15 protein-coding genes are annotated in these 15,959 nt (G+C 67.0%); 10 read left to right on the top strand and 5 right to left on the bottom strand.

Features of this window, described 5'->3' with window-relative positions; genetic code table 11:
- The first annotated feature begins 129 nt into the window (after window positions 1–129).
- The 5 genes from J2X92_RS13100 to J2X92_RS13120 are packed head-to-tail and all read left to right on the top strand — an operon-like array spanning window position 130 to window position 4,057.
- Window positions 130–1,038 carry an ABC transporter ATP-binding protein gene (locus tag J2X92_RS13100; RefSeq protein ID WP_307576271.1) on the top strand — a complete coding sequence of 303 codons (909 nt, stop codon included), beginning with the start codon at window positions 130–132 and terminating at the stop codon, window positions 1,036–1,038.
- Window positions 1,039–1,043: 5 nt separating this feature from the next.
- Window positions 1,044–2,201, top strand: a complete 1,158-nt coding sequence (locus J2X92_RS13105; protein ID WP_307576273.1) for an ABC transporter permease — start codon at window positions 1,044–1,046, stop codon at window positions 2,199–2,201.
- 41 nt (window positions 2,202–2,242) lie between these two features.
- A complete protein-coding gene (locus J2X92_RS13110) occupies window positions 2,243–2,473 on the top strand; it encodes an acyl carrier protein (protein WP_373424841.1) in 231 nt (76 codons plus the stop codon).
- Between the two features lie 19 nt (window positions 2,474–2,492).
- The gene (locus J2X92_RS13115; RefSeq protein WP_307576275.1) at window positions 2,493–3,572 is read left to right on the top strand and encodes a beta-ketoacyl synthase N-terminal-like domain-containing protein; all 1,080 of its coding nucleotides are present in this window, start codon (window positions 2,493–2,495) and stop codon (window positions 3,570–3,572) included.
- Entirely contained in the window at window positions 3,569–4,057 is a 489-nt protein-coding gene (locus J2X92_RS13120; RefSeq protein WP_307576277.1) for a hypothetical protein, read from the top strand. The genes J2X92_RS13115 and J2X92_RS13120 overlap by 4 nt, the downstream gene beginning before the upstream one ends.
- A 31-nt stretch (window positions 4,058–4,088) precedes the next feature.
- Here J2X92_RS13120 and J2X92_RS13125 read toward each other — a convergent pair whose 3' ends face one another.
- Genes J2X92_RS13125 through J2X92_RS13145 form a run of 5 tightly spaced genes read right to left on the bottom strand, consistent with a single transcriptional unit; the run spans window position 4,089 to window position 9,844 of the window.
- Window positions 4,089–4,715 carry an HD domain-containing protein gene (locus tag J2X92_RS13125; protein WP_307576278.1) on the bottom strand — a complete coding sequence of 209 codons (627 nt, stop codon included), beginning with the start codon at window positions 4,713–4,715 and terminating at the stop codon, window positions 4,089–4,091.
- A gap of 3 nt (window positions 4,716–4,718) precedes the next feature.
- Complete coding sequence (gene mltB, locus J2X92_RS13130; RefSeq protein WP_307576279.1) at window positions 4,719–5,810, bottom strand: lytic murein transglycosylase B; 1,092 nt, start codon at window positions 5,808–5,810, stop codon at window positions 4,719–4,721.
- Window positions 5,811–5,864: 54 nt separating this feature from the next.
- Window positions 5,865–7,883, bottom strand: coding sequence for a transglutaminase family protein (locus J2X92_RS13135; RefSeq protein WP_307576281.1), 2,019 nt, complete (start codon window positions 7,881–7,883; stop codon window positions 5,865–5,867).
- A 31-nt stretch (window positions 7,884–7,914) separates the two neighbouring features.
- Complete coding sequence (locus J2X92_RS13140) at window positions 7,915–8,886, bottom strand: DUF58 domain-containing protein (protein WP_307576283.1); 972 nt, start codon at window positions 8,884–8,886, stop codon at window positions 7,915–7,917.
- 37 nt (window positions 8,887–8,923) lie between these two features.
- Window positions 8,924–9,844: an AAA family ATPase gene (locus tag J2X92_RS13145; RefSeq protein WP_307576285.1), complete on the bottom strand. Its 921-nt coding sequence runs from the start codon at window positions 9,842–9,844 to the stop codon at window positions 8,924–8,926.
- A gap of 86 nt (window positions 9,845–9,930) precedes the next feature.
- On the opposite strand from J2X92_RS13145, the gene J2X92_RS13150 reads away from it, so the two are divergent.
- The 5 genes from J2X92_RS13150 (at window position 9,931) to J2X92_RS13170 (ending at window position 15,903) form a co-directional block, all read left to right on the top strand.
- Window positions 9,931–10,884, top strand: coding sequence for a histone deacetylase family protein (locus J2X92_RS13150; protein ID WP_307576287.1), 954 nt, complete (start codon window positions 9,931–9,933; stop codon window positions 10,882–10,884).
- 39 nt (window positions 10,885–10,923) lie between these two features.
- Window positions 10,924–12,204: a mechanosensitive ion channel family protein gene (locus tag J2X92_RS13155; protein ID WP_307576289.1), complete on the top strand. Its 1,281-nt coding sequence runs from the start codon at window positions 10,924–10,926 to the stop codon at window positions 12,202–12,204.
- A gap of 138 nt (window positions 12,205–12,342) precedes the next feature.
- Window positions 12,343–13,092, top strand: coding sequence for an electron transfer flavoprotein subunit beta/FixA family protein (locus tag J2X92_RS13160; protein ID WP_093014371.1), 750 nt, complete (start codon window positions 12,343–12,345; stop codon window positions 13,090–13,092).
- Between the two features lie 13 nt (window positions 13,093–13,105).
- Window positions 13,106–14,038 (top strand): electron transfer flavoprotein subunit alpha/FixB family protein, encoded by a 933-nt coding sequence (locus J2X92_RS13165; protein ID WP_307576290.1) that lies wholly within the window; start codon window positions 13,106–13,108, stop codon window positions 14,036–14,038.
- Between the two features lie 74 nt (window positions 14,039–14,112).
- On the top strand, window positions 14,113–15,903 hold the full coding sequence (locus tag J2X92_RS13170; RefSeq protein WP_307576291.1) for an acyl-CoA dehydrogenase: 1,791 nt from the start codon (window positions 14,113–14,115) through the stop codon (window positions 15,901–15,903).
- Window positions 15,904–15,959 lie beyond the last annotated feature (56 nt).

Below are 15,959 nucleotides of genomic sequence, written 5' to 3' on the forward strand. Positions count from 1 at the left end.
CCGTCGATGGGGTGCCTTGCGCAGCGAAATAAAGGAGGAGGCCGCAGGCCGGGGGACATTCGCGGAGAAAGGTACCCCGTCGGCGGGAGCGCACCCTGAACAGCAGTGCACTGAACGAGCGACACGCCGATGCTCGAACTGAAGAACCTGAGCTACCGCTATTCGCACGCCGAGCGGGCGGCGCTCGACGACGTTTCGCTCGCGGTACCCAGGGGCTGTGTGATGGGTCTGCTAGGCCCCAACGGCGCGGGCAAGACCACGCTGATCTCCCACCTCTCGGGCGCGCTGGCCGTGCAATCGGGCGAAATCCTCATCGACGGCCAACCGCTCGAACACGTGCGCGCCAAAGCGCCCACACGCATTGCGGTCGCGCCGCAGGACCAGGCCTTCTATCCGATGCTCACGGTCGCCGAAAACCTTGCGTGCTTCGCTGCCGCGGGGGGACTTGCCGGTGCACGCAAGAAGGCGCGCATTGACGCCTGTACACGCTTTTCGCAGCTCGAACAGTTCGCGGGCGTGCGCGCCGAGCGCCTCTCGGGCGGGCTGAAACGCCGGCTCAATCTCGCCATTGCCCTTTTGCCCGAACCCGAGCTGATGCTGTTCGACGAGCCTACGGTGGGCGTCGATCCGCAATCGCGCGCCTTCATTCTGGACGCCATCAAGAGTCTGGCGGAGCAGGGCGCGGCCGTGATCTACGCCTCGCACTACATGGAAGAAATCGAGGCCATCGCCGACCGCGTTGCCATCCTCGACCATGGCCGCGTGTTGCGCGAAGGCTCGCTCGACCAGCTGCTGTCGAAGAGTGCCATGCTGCTCACGCTGGCGGCCGACGGGCTCGACGCAGACAAGCTCTCGCGCTTCGGTACCGTGGAGCCGGGTGGCGTGCATTGGCGCGTTCACCTCCACGAAGGCACTGGGCCCGGCCTCGTGCTGCAGGCCCTGGAATCCGAAGGCATTGACGTGCGCCATGCCGAGTTCGGCCGCCACGACCTCGAGCAGCTGTTCATGGCGCTCACCCATCGCTCCTTGCGCGACTGAACACCATGCTGCTTGCGCTCATCAAGAAAGAACTGCTCGCACTCGCACGCGACATGCACGGGCTCGCGGCGCTGTTTCTCATGCCGATGATTTTCATCGTGCTGATGTCGCTCACGCTGAAGGACATCTATCGCCCGCCGCTGGCCGAACTGAGCTATGCCGTCGACATGCGCGACACCGAGACCCCGGCGCAATGGCTGCAGCAGATCTGGCAGCGCGGCCACGGGGCACCCCAGGCGCTCGATGCCGACTGGCAGGCACAGCTGCGCAGCGGCGCGCTCAAGTACGTGATCGTGCTGGAGCCCGGCTTGTCGGCGGAACTCGAATCGGCCGCGCTCTCGACCAAGGCCCATATCCGGCTGCTGGCGGAGCCTGGCATCGATGCCAACCTGTTCAACGCCTTGCGCGCCGAGCTGGTCGGTGCTTCCGGCGAACTGAAGGCGCGCCTCGCGTTGGCGGTGCCGGGCACGTCCGGCCCGCCGCCCGGTGCCTCTATCCAGGCGCTGGTGAATGCCGAGCGTTATTCCACGGCCGGGCCGCGGCCCACCTCGGTGCAGCAGAACGTACCGGCATGGCTGGTGTTCGGCATGTTCTTCGTCGTGGCCTCGCTCTCGAGCCTGTTCGTCCAGGAGCGCAGTTCGGGCGCGCTGGGCCGGCTGCGCAGCCTGGGCGTTTCGCGCTTCATGCTGCTGATGTCCAAGGCGCTGCCTTACCTCGGCGTCAACGCGCTGCAGGCCGTGCTGATGCTGGCCGCCGGCATCTGGCTGATGCCGCTCATCGGTGGCGACGCGCTCTCGCTTTCGGGCATCCATTGGGGCGCGCTGGTGCTGGCGCTGGCCGCGGTGAGCCTGGCCGCAGTGAGCCTGTCGCTGGCCCTCGCTTGCCTGGTGCGCAGCCATGCGCAGGCGGCGACTGTCGGGCCGATGGTCAACGTGCTGATGGCGGCCGCGGGCGGCATCATGGTGCCGAAGTTTGTCATGCCGGGCTTCATGCAGCGGCTGGTAGAAGTTTCTCCAATGAACTGGGGGTTGGAAGCGCTGCTCACCGTGCTGTTGCGCGGCGGCGGCGTGGCCGACACCTTGCCGCAGGTCGGCCGGCTCGTGGTGTTCGCGGCCGCCATGTTCCTGCTTGCCGTCTTTCTGTTTCGCAGGCCCGCATCGTGACCGACTCCGTATCCGCTGAATTCATTGCCAGCCTGAAAGCCATGGTGCTCGAGGCTGTCGAAAAGGAGGCGCCTCCCGGTGGCCTTGGTGACGACGAGCCTCTCTTCGGCCCCGAGGCCCGGCTCGACCTCGACTCGCTCGATGCGCTGCAGGTGTCGATGACGATCCAGCAGCGCTTTGGCCTGCGCATGCCTGACAGCAAGGAAACACGCCGCGCGCTCACGTCGATTGCGCACCTTGCCGACTACCTGGTGCAAGCGGGTAAGGCATGAGCCGCCGCCCGGTCATTCAATGAGCATCGAGGGCGTGTATGTTGCCGGCATGGGCCTAGCCTGTGCGCTGGGCGACGATCTCGCGTCCTCCGTGGCAGCACTTGCGCGGGGCGGCGTGCCGCCGACGCCCGTCGCTGTCTCGCAAGGCGTTCAGTGGCCCGTGTTCATGCTGCCGCCGCAAGACGGCAGCTGGACCGAGCGCCTGGAGCGCACCGTGCGCAGCGTTGCGGCAGAGGCGGGTGAGGGTGTAGGCGGACGCGCCGGCCCGCTCTTCGTCGCGTCGTCCTCGCTGGACATCGGCGACATGGAGCACGAAGTGCAAGACCTCCGCCTGGGCGGCGATCTGCAGGACTTTGCCGGCCTCGTGGCCCGCGCGCTCGACTGGCAGGGGCCGGTTTTCACCATTTCCACCGCCTGCACCTCGGCGCTCAATGCGATGCTGGCAGCCTGCGATTTCATTCGCAGCGGCGAAGCCGACGAGGCGCTGGTCATCGGGGCCGAACTTGGTAACCGCTTCACCGTGGCCGGCTTCGGCGCCATGCAACTGCTGTCCCCCGATGGGGCGCGGCCTTTTGGCGCCGGCCGCAACGGACTGGTGCTCGGCGAAGCGGTGGCTGCGTTGCGCCTGGGCTCGCGCGCGGCGCGATGGCGCATTGCGGGCGGATCCAACGTGGTCGACGGGCGCAACCCCTCGGGTACCGAAGCCAGCGCGGTGATCGCCATGTGCCATGAGGCGCTGGCGCAGAGCGGGCTCGACCCGCGGGACATCGACCTGATCAAGGTGCAGGCCGCGGGCAGTCCGGTCAACGATGCGATCGAGGCGCAGGCGCTGAAGCAGGTCTTCGGTACTCTGCCGCCGCTGGTGTCGTTCAAGTCGCTGCTGGGTCATACGCTGGGTGCGTCGGGTGCGGCCGAGCTCGCAATGCTCCTTGCCTGCATCGAAGCCAGCGTGTGGCCGTCGGCCGGCTATGCGATCGACGGCGAACTCGGCATCGCATTGAGTTCGCAGGCGCCCGCCAAGCTGCGCAACGTCCTGCTCAACGTGGTCGGATTCGGTGGTGGGCACGCCTCGCTGGTGCTGGAGGACTGCACCGCATGAGCGAGTGGCGCACCGTCGCGCACTTCAGCGCCGATCCGCTGCCCGCGGATTGGCGCGACCGGCTGGCGCACCGCCTCGGCCGCCGGCCGCGTCGCGTCGGCCTCTGGACCGAACTCGCGATGTACGGCGCGCGCTGCTGCCTCGATGCGGCGGGCGAGCATGCATTGCCCGCGGGCGCCCGACTGCGCGTGTCGAGCATGCGCGGTGCCTGGGGCGCGACGCATGCGGGCTTGGCGCAGCTCGATGCGGGCGCGCTGATGCCGTTCACCTTCATGCAAGGCCAGCCCGCGTTGATGTTGGCTGAGGTCTGCCGCTGCCTCGAATGGCAGGGCGACGCCAGCTTTGCGTTGTGCCGCGATCCGCAGCAGCTGCTGCGGCTTTCGCGCCTGGGCGTGGGCAGCGCCGGCCTGCTGCTCGGCGTGGTGGAGGAAGAGCGCAATGGCGAAAAGCCGCGCTCCGAATGGTGGCGGCTGGTGCCCGCCTGAAGCACTGCGCGCCGGCCCATCGCCGGCGCAATCAGGCCATCGCTGCGATAGACCGGGCCAGGTTGATGCGGGCGCGAGCCTCGAGCAGCGCATGTATCCGGGGCGTGGTGTAGATCGCGTCGCGCGCCAGGAAGCGCTGCAGGATGGCGCGGCGGCGTGGCAAGCGCACGGCGTCGGGCACGAAGGCGTACTCGGCGTGCACCTGCTGTTCGTATTCGTCGAAGCGCTCCTGCTCGGCGCCGAGGATCGACAGGTCGATGTCGACCAACAGTTCGGCGTCCCGGCCTTCTGGCACCGCATCGTGCCGAGTGGCCATCACGAGGGCGTGCACGCGCTCGGCGGCGTCGGGTTGGACGCCGGCCGCGAGCATCGCGGTGCGTGCCCATTCGGAACTGCGTGCCTCGTTGTCGTGCGCATGCACGTCGTAGATCGCGTCGTGGAACCAGAGTGCAATCGCCACTTCGCCTGGATGCTCGGCCAGCGCTTGCTCGCGCTCGAACCAGGCCAGGCATTCGCCCAGGTGCTGCAGCGTGTGATAGTGGCGCTGCGGCTCGCTGTAGCGGCGCTGGAGCTCGATGCAAAGGGCCTCGTCGGCGGGCGCCACACCCAGCGCGCGCCACGCGGCGTTCCAGTTGGCAAGCAATGCCTCAGGTGTCATGGGCTACTGCTCCATCGCGGCCTTGACCTCCTGGCCAAGGTCGAGCACCGACATCGCGTAGTAGCTGCTCCAGTTGTAGCGCGTGATCACGTAGAAGTTGCGCGTGCCGGCCACATAGGTCGGCGGTGCGTCGGCGCCGTTCTGCAGTTCGATGAGCGCGAGCAGGCCTTTGTGCAGCAGGCCTTCGCCTTCGGGCACCGCGCCGGCGGCCACGAAGCTGTCGGCACTGAAGCTCGGCACGATGTCGGGCGCCAGCAGCACCGCCTTCTTGAGGCGGGCCTCCTCGAAGTGCACGGGATAGACGGCGGGCATGCCGGGCGTCCAGCCAAAGGCCTTGAAGTAATTGGCCACCGAGCCGATGACATCGGCGGGGTTGTCGACCAGGTCGATGCGGCTGTCGCCATCGAAATCGACCGCGTACTTGGCGATGCTGCTTGGCATGAACTGCGGCATGCCCATCGCACCTGCGTAGCTGCCGACGGGCCGCAGGGGGTCGTGGGAGGTGCGGCTCTCGGTGCTGAGAAAACTCTCCAGCTCGCCGCGGAAAAAAGCTTCGCGCTCGGCTGCGCGCGGGTGGGCCTGCGGAAAGTCGAATGCCAGCGTGGCCAGCGCATCGATCACCCGAAAGTTGCCCATGTTGCGGCCGTAGATGGTCTCGACCCCCACGATGCCCACGATGATTTCCGGCGGAACGCCGTACACCTCTTCAGCCCGCGCGAGCGTCTCGGCATTGGCGCGCCAGAAGCGCACGCCGGCGGCGATGCGCGTCGCGTCGATGAAGCGGCTGCGATAGGCCTGCCAGTTTTTTACGGTGCCGACAGGGCCGGGCAGCATCAGGCGCGGCACGTTCGGCAGGAAGCGGGCGCTGCCGATGGTGGCGCGCACCCATTCGCGATCGAGGCCGCGTCGTTCGGCCACGTCGTCGGCAAAGCGCATGGCGTCCTCACGGTTGGCGTAGGGAGTGCTGCCGGCCACGGTTTTCACCGCGCGGCCATTGCCGTTTTTCTGAGCTTGTGCACCCAGGGACCACGCGCAACAAACGGCGAGCAGGACGACGGCAGCGGCGCGCGGCGGCGCAGGTAGAAAAAATCGCATGGGCGCGATTGTGCCGTCCGGCCGCGAGCCCGCCTTCGCGGGACACATGCGGTTTCAGCGCTCGGGGCTCGGCGCGGGCCAGTTCAGCCGGCGGAACTCGCTGCGCAGGGCTGCCAGCGATGCGGGCGAAGTCTCTGCATAACGCTGGGCTTCGAGCTTCAGCAGCCAGTCGCGCACCGCCTGGGCTGCGGGGCCGAAGCGTGCTTCGGCCTGGGCCGCCATCTGGCGCGGAGGAGCCGTCTCGGGCACCATCAGGCCGGCTTTGGCAAGCCGCGCGCGCGCCTGGGCCAGCAGGCGCAGCCATGGATCATGCTGGCTGCGTTCCCACAAGGCCCATCCGGCGCCGGCAAGGCTCGCGCCCACCAGCAGGTAGAGCAGCACGTAGGCCAGGTCTTCGAGGCTCGGCGACTGGAAGCCGATGCTCTTGAGCAGGTTGAGCTGGCGGCTCTGGGTGTAGTTGAGCACCCACTGGTTCCAGCCGTTGTTCACCGCTTCCCACGCGGCGCGCACGTTCTGCGCGAGCGTCGGGCTCAATGTGCCGATGGCGCCGGCAAACAGGCCCGGCTGCGGCACGAGCCGCTGGAACTGACCGACCCGGCCCGGCGACACCGCGCCGGTCGGATCCACGCGCATCCAGCCGACGCCTTCCTGCCAGACCTCGGCCCAGGCATGCGCGTCGCTCTGGCGCAGCACCCAGAAGTTGTCGACGCTGTTGAGTTCGCCGCCCTGGTAGCCGGTCACGATGCGCGCCGGAACGCCCAGCCCGCGCATCAGCACCACAAAGGCCGAAGCGATGTGCTCGCAGAAGCCTTCCTTGCGATCGAACCAGAACTCATCGGCCGTATCGTTGCCGTAGATGCCGGGCTCCAGCGTATAGGTGTAGCCGCCGGTGCGCAGCCGCTGCAGCGCCGCGCGAACGAAGGCCTGCGCGTCGGCGTTGGCCAGGGCGGGCTGGGCGCGCATTTCGGCGGCCAGCGCGGCGGTGCGCGGGTTCGTACCGGGCGGCAGTGCAAGGTAAGTGCGCAGTGCGGGCGTCTGCCGTGTCGGGCCGCTCTCGAACTGTGTGTAGCTTTCGGCGCGGTAGCGCATCAGGTCGGAGATGGGGCGGTTTGCGAGCCATTGCAGGTCCGGCGTGCCCACCACTTCGAAGCCGGGTACCTCGGGCGGACTCTGCGCCGCATCGAGCGTGAGCAGCCAGGGCTTTTGGCTGGGTTCGAGCGTGACCTCGTAGCGCACTGGCTGGCCGCTGATGCGCAGATTGCCCGCTGCCGGCGCGCCGCGCAGCCAGCTCGGCAGCGTCGTCCACTCGCGCCCGTCGAACTGAGCGAGCACCGGGCCGCGGAAATAAAGTTGGCTCTGCGGCGGCACGCGGTCGTTATCGAACTTGATGCGCGCTGCAATGCGGTCGTCCAGCGCCAGTTCGGCGATGGTGCCCACGCGCATGGTGTTCGATAGGCCCGTCCGGCCCGCCATAGCGTCCGCGGGCGTGCCCCACAGCGGCGCGAAACGCGGGAACAGCAGGAAGAGCGCCAGCATGATCGGCGCGCCGAGCAAAGCCATCCAGCTCGCGGTGCGCGCGGCCAGCAGCAGCGGCGGCTTGCCCACCGGCATGTGCGCATTGACCAGCGCGGTGAGCAGGCCCAGCAGCGCAAGCAGCATGGTCACCGCGGTCATCAGCGACTGCGAATAGAAGAAGTTCGTGAGCATCGCGAAGAAGCCCAGGAAGAACAGCACGAAGGCGTCCCTGCGTGCGCGCAGCTCCAGCGTCTTGAGCGCCAGCAGGATCACCACCAGCGTGACGCCCGCGTCGCGGCCCAGCAGCGTGCGGTGCGTGGCAAAAGTGGCAGCCAACGTCAACACCAACAGGCCCACGCGCGCCCACTTGCCCGGCAGCGGACGGGCTTCGATGGCCAGCGTGCCGCGATACACCAGGACCATCGCTGTGATGGCGCTGCACCACCAGGGCAGGTTCTCGGCCTGTGGAAGCACGATCAGTGCGATGACGATCAGCAGGAACAGGGTGTCCCTGGCGTCCCTTGGCAACGCCGAGATTTCGCGCATGAACTTGTTCATGCGCGGTGCTCCAACGTCAATGGGCAGGCGTTCAGCATAGGGCCAGCGCTTCCAGGCAAGCCCGGCGGTGTGCCTCGCCTTGCGACGGCTGCAGCACCCGGCCGGCCACGCGGACGCCGTAGTCCACGCCCAGCCGGTCAGCCATCAGCACCCAGGCGCAGAGCCTTGAAAGGCGTGCTTCGGTGTCGGCGACGTTGGCCGCCTGCGTATCGAGCCACAACTCTTCGCGCTGTGTTTGCTGCGTGTCGCGGCTCACCAGGTCTTCCGACCCGGTGGCTTGCGCGCGGGCCGCCTTTTTCCAGACCACGAGCTTGAGCGGGTCGCCGCGCCGGTAGGCCCGCAGGCCGTCGTATTCGCCGGCGGCCTGGGCGCGCAGGGCGGCTGCTGTGGCTGCCGGTCCTGACAGGGGCTCCCCCGGAGGCAGCGGTGGCGGATGTGCTTCGGGCGTCGGATAGACCAGCATCTGCGCGGCCGGGCGCCACACAGTCCAGACGCGGAAGGTTCCGAGCGGAAAACGGGTTTCAGCGGTGAGCGCAGGCACCGGATGGAGGCCGCGCCGCTCCGGCTGGAACGCGATCTCGACCGTGGCGCTGCCTTGGGCCGGCACATCGGTCCAGGCCCATTGGCCGCTGCCGCGCACCGCCATGCCGATGCCGTAGCGCACGCTGCGCCGCGTGTTGTGCAGCACCACGCGAAACACTGCGGCGGCGCCCGCATAGTGCGGCTCGGGCGGCGTGAGGTGCATGGCCAGGCCGCGCAGCGTGGCGTGGCACACGTGCATGCCCACGGCCACGCTGCCCGCGAGCAGGAAGGTCAGCAGGTAGCCAAGGTTGAGCTGGTAGTTGATCGACGCGATCAGGAGCACCAGCAGCGTGGCGCCCAGCAGCCAGCCGGCGCGCGTCGGCACGATGTAGACATTGCGCTGCGTAAGTTCCAGCGTGTCCGAAGGCGGCCGGCGCGACAGGAACCAGCCGTCGATGCGCGAGCGTAGCGACGCGATCATCGGTGACAAAGGGGCTGGTTCACGGGCTGGTTCATCGTCAAGGCAGCGGCACGTCCGCGATCATCGCGCGCACCTGCTCCACGGCGCCCCGGCCCGCATCGCCCACCGGGGTCAGGCGGTGCGCGATGGTCTGCGGCAATATCGACTGCACGTCGTCTGGCGCGACATAGTTGCGGTTGGCCAGAAGCGCCTGCGCCTTGGCGGCGCGCAGCACGGCAATGCCGGCGCGCGGCGAGAGGCCCTGCAGAAACCACCGGCCGGAACGCGTGGCGGCGATCAGGTCCTGCACGTAGTTCAGCAGCGGCTCGGCGGCATGCACCTGCTGCACGCGCTGCTGCAGCGCCGTGAGTTCGCCGGCAGTCAGCATGGCGGGGAGGGTGGCCAGCATTTCGCGGCGGTCGGCGCCCGCGAGCAGTTCGCGCTCCGCGGCGCGGTCGGGGTAGCCGAGCGAGATGCGCATCAGGAACCGGTCGAGTTGCGACTCCGGCAGCGCGAAGGTGCCGAGCTGGTCCTGAGGGTTCTGCGTGGCGATCACGAAAAACGGCGTGGGCAGCGGCCGCGTCTCGCCCTCGATGGTGACCTGCTTCTCTTCCATCGCCTCGAGCAGCGCGCTCTGCGTCTTGGGGCTGGCGCGGTTGATCTCGTCCGCCAGCAGCACTTGCGCGAAGATCGGGCCGGGGTGGAACACGAAGGCCTGCTGGCCCCTGTCGTAGATGGCCACGCCCGACAGGTCGCCCGGCATCAGGTCGGCAGTGAACTGCACGCGCGAGAACTGAAGGCCGAAGGTGTGCGACAGCGCATGGGCGAGGGTGGTCTTGCCGACCCCCGGCACGTCTTCGATGAGCAAGTGCCCGCCCGCCAGCAGGCATGCCACGCAGTCGCGCACCTGGGACTCCTTGCCTACGATCACCGTGTTAAGCTGACTTAGCAAAGTGGCAAGCTTCGCAGCGACGTCCATATTTGTATCCATATGCAAACGATACCGTAAGACCGCCCGGCCCCATGCTGTGTGAGGTCTAGATACGACAGAGACACGGCAAAGACATGGGCAAGACCGGGTACTTCACACATCGCGACTGCTGGAAGCACGACATGGGACGGGGCCATCCCGAATGTCCCGAGCGGCTCGATGCCATCGAAGACAGGCTGCTGCTTACCGGGGTGGGCGATGCCCTCGAACACCGGGACGTGCCGCTGGCCACACTGTCGCAGATCACGCGGGCGCACAGCGAGGCGCACCTCGAACACCTCGAAGAGCTTCATCAGCGCCTGGTGGCCGACGAACCGGCCGGCGGCCCTGACCATGCGCAGCTCGACCCAGACACCATCCTGACGCGCTACACGCTACTGGCCGCGCGCCGTGCTGCCGGCGCCGCCATTGCCGCCACCGATGCGGTCATTGCGGGCGAAATCGAGAACGCGTTCTGCTCGGTGCGCCCGCCGGGGCACCATGCCTGCCGCGAGCAGGCCATGGGCTTCTGCTTTCTGAACAACGTGGCCATTGCGGCACGGCATGCGCTCGAAGTGCATGGCCTGGAGCGCGTGGCCATCGTCGATTTTGACGTGCACCACGGCAACGGCACCGAAAACATCCTTTCGGGCGATCCGCGCGTGCTGATGGTCGGCTTTTTCCAGCACCCTTTCTATCCGTACAGCGGCACCCAGTACCCGGCGTCGAACATGCTGAACCTGCCAATCCCGGCCTACACACGGGGCATGGACGTGCGCGAGCTGATCGACGCCATCTGGATGCCCCGGCTCGAAGAGTTTGCGCCGGAGATGATCTTCGTGAGCGCCGGCTTCGATGCCCATCGCGAGGACGACCTGGGCCAGCTCGGCCTCACCGAGAACGACTTTGCCTGGATCACCGCCCGCATCCAGGACGTTGCCAAGCGCCATGCGCGCGGCCGCATCGTCTCGATGCTCGAGGGAGGCTACAACCTCGATGCGCTGGCCCGCAGCGTGGAAGCCCATATCCGCGTTCTTGCCGATCTGTAGCGCCGCAGGCGCAAATACGGCGCCATGTTTTCCCAAGAGATGAATTTCAACGACTTCACACAACGCCTGGGCCAGGTCGACGCACGCGGCCTGGGCATCGAACTGGCGGCGCTGGTGGCTTGCGTGGCCTTGGCGTGGATCGCGAGCCGATGGTTCGGGCGCGATCAGCCGAAGGATTCGATCTGGTTCGGCGAGCGCACTTTCGACGGCGTGCTGTTCCCGCTAATGGCGCTGGTCTTCACCGAACTCGCCCGGCGCCTGGTGAACGGTTTCCAGCCGGTGCTGGTGCTGCGCATCGCGGTGTCGGTTTTCTTGTCGCTCTTGGTCATCCGTCTGTTCGCGCGCGTGATGCGGGCAGTGTTTCCCACCTCCAACCTGGTGCGGCTGCTGGAACGCACGATCTCGTGGCTGGCCTGGATTGCCGCCATTCTCTGGATCGTCGGGTTGCTGCCACCGGTGCTGGCCGAACTCGACAACATCACGCTTTCGTTCGGCAAGACGCGCGTCAGCCTGCAAACCATCTTCCAGGGCGTGCTGTCGGCGGGCTTGGTGCTGGTGATCGCGCTGTGGATTGCGGCCACCATCGAGAACCGGATCCTGCGCGAGGCCGTCACCGATCTCTCGATGCGCAAGGTCGCCTCGAACGCGGTGCGCGCCATCCTGCTGCTGGTCGGCCTGCTGTTCGCGCTGTCGGCAGTGGGGGTCGACCTCACGGCGCTCTCGGTGCTGGGCGGCGCACTTGGTGTGGGCCTGGGTTTCGGCTTGCAGAAGCTGGCGGCCAATTACGTGAGCGGCTTCGTCATCTTGCTCGAGCGCTCCATCCGCATTGGCGACAACGTGAAGGTCGACACCTTCGAAGGCCGAATCACCGACATCAAGACCCGCTACACGCTCATCCGCGCGGGCAACGGGCGAGAGGCGATCGTGCCGAACGAATCGCTCATCACGAGCCGCGTCGAGAACCTCTCGATGGCGGACCGCAAGTTCAACATCACGACCAGCATCGTGGTGGGCTATGACAGCGACGTGGTGCAGGTCCAATCCATCCTGTGCGGAGCCGCGAAATCGCAGTCGCGCGTCATGAGCGACCCCGAGCCGGTGACCTTTCTTGCCAACTTCGTGCCGGACGGACTCGAGTTCGTCCTGAACTTCTGGGTCGCAGACCCCGACAAGGGCAAGGACAACGTGCGCTCGGCCATCAACATCGCCATTCTCGAAGGCCTGCGCGGCGCGGGCGTGGACATTCCGTATCCCCAGCGCGTGGTGCGGGTGGAATCTCTTCCGCCGGGCCTTTCCGGCCCGCGCGATGCTGCCGTATAATCGCGAAAAAGCACGACCGTTCTTTTTTGTTGCACCGCGGTACATGCCGATACGAATGCGGAGCCGGCAGAGACCGGACCCTAAAATGACCGGTTGCCCTCGAAGCCCCCTTTCTGCAATCCCAATGGAGTCAAGTCAATGAAGGTTCTAGTGCCTGTCAAACGGGTCGTCGATTACAACGTCAAGGTGCGCGTGAAGAGCGACGGCACTGGGGTGGACATTGCCAACGTCAAGATGAGCATGAACCCGTTCGACGAGATCGCCGTGGAAGAAGCGGTCCGCCTGAAAGAGAAGGGCGTGGTCACCGAGGTCATCGCCGTCTCGTGCGGCGATGCCAAGTGCCAGGAAACTCTGCGCACCGCCATGGCCATCGGCGCCGACCGCGGCATCCTGGTCGAGACCACCGAAGAGCTGCAACCCCTGGCCGTGGCCAAGCTGCTCAAGGCGCTGGTCGAGAAGGAACAGCCACAACTCATCATCCTGGGCAAGCAGGCCATCGACGACGACGCCAACCAGACCGGCCAGATGCTCGCCGCCCTGACCGACCTGCCGCAAGCCACCTTCGCCTCCAAGGTCGAAGTGGCCGACGGCAAGGCCACCGTGACCCGCGAAGTCGACGGCGGCCTGGAAACCATCCAGCTGAGCCTGCCGGCCGTCATCACCACCGACCTGCGCCTGAACGAGCCGCGCTACGTCACCTTGCCCAACATCATGAAGGCCAAGAAGAAGCAGCTGGACGTCTTCAAGCCCGAAGACCTGGGCGTGGACGTCAAGCCCCGCCTGAAGACCCTCAAGGTCAGCGAGCCGCCCAAGCGCGGCGCCGGCATCAAGGTGCCCGACGTCGCCACCCTGGTGGACAAGCTCAAGAACGAAGCCAAAGTGATCTGAGGAAGACAACGACATGACCGCACTAGTTATTGCCGAACACGACCACGCGACCGTCAAGCCCGCGACCCTCAACACCGTGACCGCAGCCCTGGCCTGCGGCGGCGACGTGCACGTGCTCGTGGCCGGTGCCAATGCCGCCGAAGCCGGCAAGGCAGCCGCCCAGATCGTGGGCGTGGCCAAGGTCATCGTGGCCGACAGCCCGAGCCTGGCCGAGAACCTGGCCGAGAACGTCGCCGCCCAGGTGCTGGCCATTGCCGGGAACTACAGCCACATCCTGTTCCCCTCGACCGCCAACGGCAAGAACGTCGCTCCGCGCGTGGCCGCCAAGCTCGACGTGGCACAGATCTCCGACATCACCCGGGTCGACAGCCCCGACACCTTCGAGCGCCCGATCTACGCCGGCAACGCCATTGCCACCGTGCAGAGCACTGATGCCACCAAGGTGATCACCGTGCGTACCACCGGCTTCGACGCAGCGGCCTCCACCGGTGGCAGCGCAGCGGTCGAAACCGCCGAAGGCGTGGCTGACAGCGGCAAGTCCAGCTTCGTGGGCCGCGAGGTCACCAAGAGCGACCGCCCCGAACTCACCGCCGCCAAGATCATCGTCTCTGGCGGCCGTGCCTTGGGCAGCGCCGAGAAGTTCACCGAAGTGATGACGCCGCTGGCCGACAAGCTCAACGCTGGTCTTGGCGCCAGCCGCGCCGCTGTCGATGCGGGCTATGCGCCCAACGACTGGCAAGTCGGCCAGACCGGCAAGATCGTCGCGCCGCAGCTGTACATCGCCTGCGGCATCTCGGGGGCCATCCAGCATCTGGCCGGCATGAAGGACTCCAAGGTGATCGTCGCGATCAACAAGGACGAAGAGGCGCCGATCTTCTCGGTGGCCGACTACGGGCTCGTGGCCGACCTGTTCACGGCGGTGCCGGAACTCGTCAAGGCGCTCTGATCGCATCGCTGCACTGAGCCAGAGGGCATCGTTCGCGATGCCCTTTTCGTATCCGCTGTATCTGGAGACATGAGATGAGCTACACCGCCCCCCTCAAGGACATGCTGTTCGACATCGAACACCTGGCCAACATTGGCGAGATCGCCAAGCTGCCCGGCTTCGAAGACGCCGGCCTCGAAACCGCGCAGGCCGTGCTCGAAGAATGCGCGCGCTTCAACCAGGACGTGGTCGCGCCGCTGAACGTGTCGGGCGACCGCAACCCATCGTCCTTCAAGGACGGCGAGGTCGCGACCACGCCGGGCTTCAAGGAAGCGTTCGCGCAGTACGTGTCGGGCGGCTGGCAGGGCCTGCAGCATCCGGCGGACTTTGGCGGCCAGGGTCTGCCCAAGACCATCGGCGCGGCCTGCGGCGAAATGCTCAACTCGGCCAACATGAGCTTCGCGCTGTGCCCGCTCCTGAGCGATGGGGCCATCGAGGCGCTGCTCACGGCCGGCTCCGACGAACTCAAAACGGTGTACCTCGAAAAGCTGGTGAGCGGCCAGTGGACCGGCACCATGAACCTCACCGAACCGCAGGCCGGCAGCGACCTGGCCATGGTGCGCAGCCGCGCCGAGCCGCAGCCCGATGGCACCTACAAGGTGTTCGGCACCAAGATCTTCATCACCTACGGTGAGCACGACATGGCCGAGAACATCGTGCACCTCGTGCTTGCGCGCGTCACCGGCGCGCCCGAAGGCGTGAAGGGCATCAGCCTGTTCGTGGTGCCGAAGTTCATCGTCGGCAATGACGGGTCTCTCGGCGAACGCAACGACGTGCATTGCGTGAGCATCGAGCACAAGATGGGCATCAAGGCTTCGCCCACCGCCGTGCTGCAGTACGGCGACAACGGCGGCGCCGTGGGCTACATCGTCGGCCAGGAAAACCGCGGCCTCGAGTACATGTTCATCATGATGAACTCGGCCCGCTACGCGGTGGGCATGCAGGGCATCGCGATTGCCGAGCGCGCCTACCAGCACGCCGTGGCCTACGCCAAGGACCGCGTGCAGAGCCGCCCGGTCGATGGCTCGATCAACGCCAGCGCGCCGATCATCCACCACCCCGACGTCAAGCGCATGCTGATGACGATGCGCGCCTACACCGAGGGCTGCCGCGCCATGGCGGCCGTGGCCGCCGCCGCCTACGACGCCGCGCACCACCATCCCGATGCGGATGCACGCAAGCAGAACCAGGCGTTCTACGAATTCATGGTGCCGCTGGTCAAGGGCTACAGCACCGAGATGAGCCTGGAAGTGACCTCGCTCGGCGTGCAGGTGCACGGCGGCATGGGCTTCATTGAAGAGACGGGCGCGGCGCAGTATTACCGCGACGCCAAGATCCTGACGATCTACGAAGGCACCACCGCCATCCAGGCCAACGACCTCGTGGGCCGCAAGACCGCGCGCGACGGCGGCCAGACGGCCAAGGCGATTGCCGCGCAGATCGAGAAGACCGAGGCCGAGCTCGCGAAGAGTGACAGCGCCGCGGCGGCAGCCGTGTTGAAGCGCCTGAAGGCCGCGCGCCTGGCGTTCGTCGACGTGGTCGATTTCGTCGCGGGCCAGACCAAGGCATCGCCGAACGCGGTGTTTGCGGGCAGCGTGCCCTACCTGATGCTGGCGGGCAATCTCGTTGCCGGCTGGCAGCTCGCGCGCTCGCTGCTCATTGCAGAAGACCTGGCGTCTCGCAGCGTCGATACCGCTTTCATGCAGGCCAAGGTGGCCACCGCGCGCTTCTACGCCGAGCACATCCTCAACAAGGTGCCGGGCGTTCGCGACAGCATCGTCGAAGGCGCAGAGAGCGTCACGGCACTGGCGCTCGACGCGTTCTGACCTGCGGCCCGTCGTGTCGCCCACCTGACGGGCGATACGGCCTTCCTCTTATATAA

Origin of the sequence: Variovorax paradoxus, assembly GCF_030811855.1 — a bacterium.
Taxonomy (GTDB): Bacteria; Pseudomonadota; Gammaproteobacteria; order Burkholderiales; family Burkholderiaceae_C; genus Variovorax; species Variovorax paradoxus_L.

Coding starts and splice junctions, on each gene's coding strand:
- J2X92_RS13100 (WP_307576271.1), top strand. CDS start 130: ATGCTCGAACTGAAGAACCTGAGCTACCGCTATTCGCACGCCGAGCGG.
- J2X92_RS13105 (WP_307576273.1), top strand. CDS start 1,044: ATGCTGCTTGCGCTCATCAAGAAAGAACTGCTCGCACTCGCACGCGAC.
- J2X92_RS13110 (WP_373424841.1), top strand. CDS start 2,243: ATGGTGCTCGAGGCTGTCGAAAAGGAGGCGCCTCCCGGTGGCCTTGGT.
- J2X92_RS13115 (WP_307576275.1), top strand. CDS start 2,493: ATGAGCATCGAGGGCGTGTATGTTGCCGGCATGGGCCTAGCCTGTGCG.
- J2X92_RS13120 (WP_307576277.1), top strand. CDS start 3,569: ATGAGCGAGTGGCGCACCGTCGCGCACTTCAGCGCCGATCCGCTGCCC.
- J2X92_RS13125 (WP_307576278.1), bottom strand. CDS start 4,715: ATGACACCTGAGGCATTGCTTGCCAACTGGAACGCCGCGTGGCGCGCG.
- mltB (WP_307576279.1), bottom strand. CDS start 5,810: ATGCGATTTTTTCTACCTGCGCCGCCGCGCGCCGCTGCCGTCGTCCTG.
- J2X92_RS13135 (WP_307576281.1), bottom strand. CDS start 7,883: ATGAACAAGTTCATGCGCGAAATCTCGGCGTTGCCAAGGGACGCCAGG.
- J2X92_RS13140 (WP_307576283.1), bottom strand. CDS start 8,886: ATGATCGCGTCGCTACGCTCGCGCATCGACGGCTGGTTCCTGTCGCGC.
- J2X92_RS13145 (WP_307576285.1), bottom strand. CDS start 9,844: ATGGACGTCGCTGCGAAGCTTGCCACTTTGCTAAGTCAGCTTAACACG.
- J2X92_RS13150 (WP_307576287.1), top strand. CDS start 9,931: ATGGGCAAGACCGGGTACTTCACACATCGCGACTGCTGGAAGCACGAC.
- J2X92_RS13155 (WP_307576289.1), top strand. CDS start 10,924: ATGAATTTCAACGACTTCACACAACGCCTGGGCCAGGTCGACGCACGC.
- J2X92_RS13160 (WP_093014371.1), top strand. CDS start 12,343: ATGAAGGTTCTAGTGCCTGTCAAACGGGTCGTCGATTACAACGTCAAG.
- J2X92_RS13165 (WP_307576290.1), top strand. CDS start 13,106: ATGACCGCACTAGTTATTGCCGAACACGACCACGCGACCGTCAAGCCC.
- J2X92_RS13170 (WP_307576291.1), top strand. CDS start 14,113: ATGAGCTACACCGCCCCCCTCAAGGACATGCTGTTCGACATCGAACAC.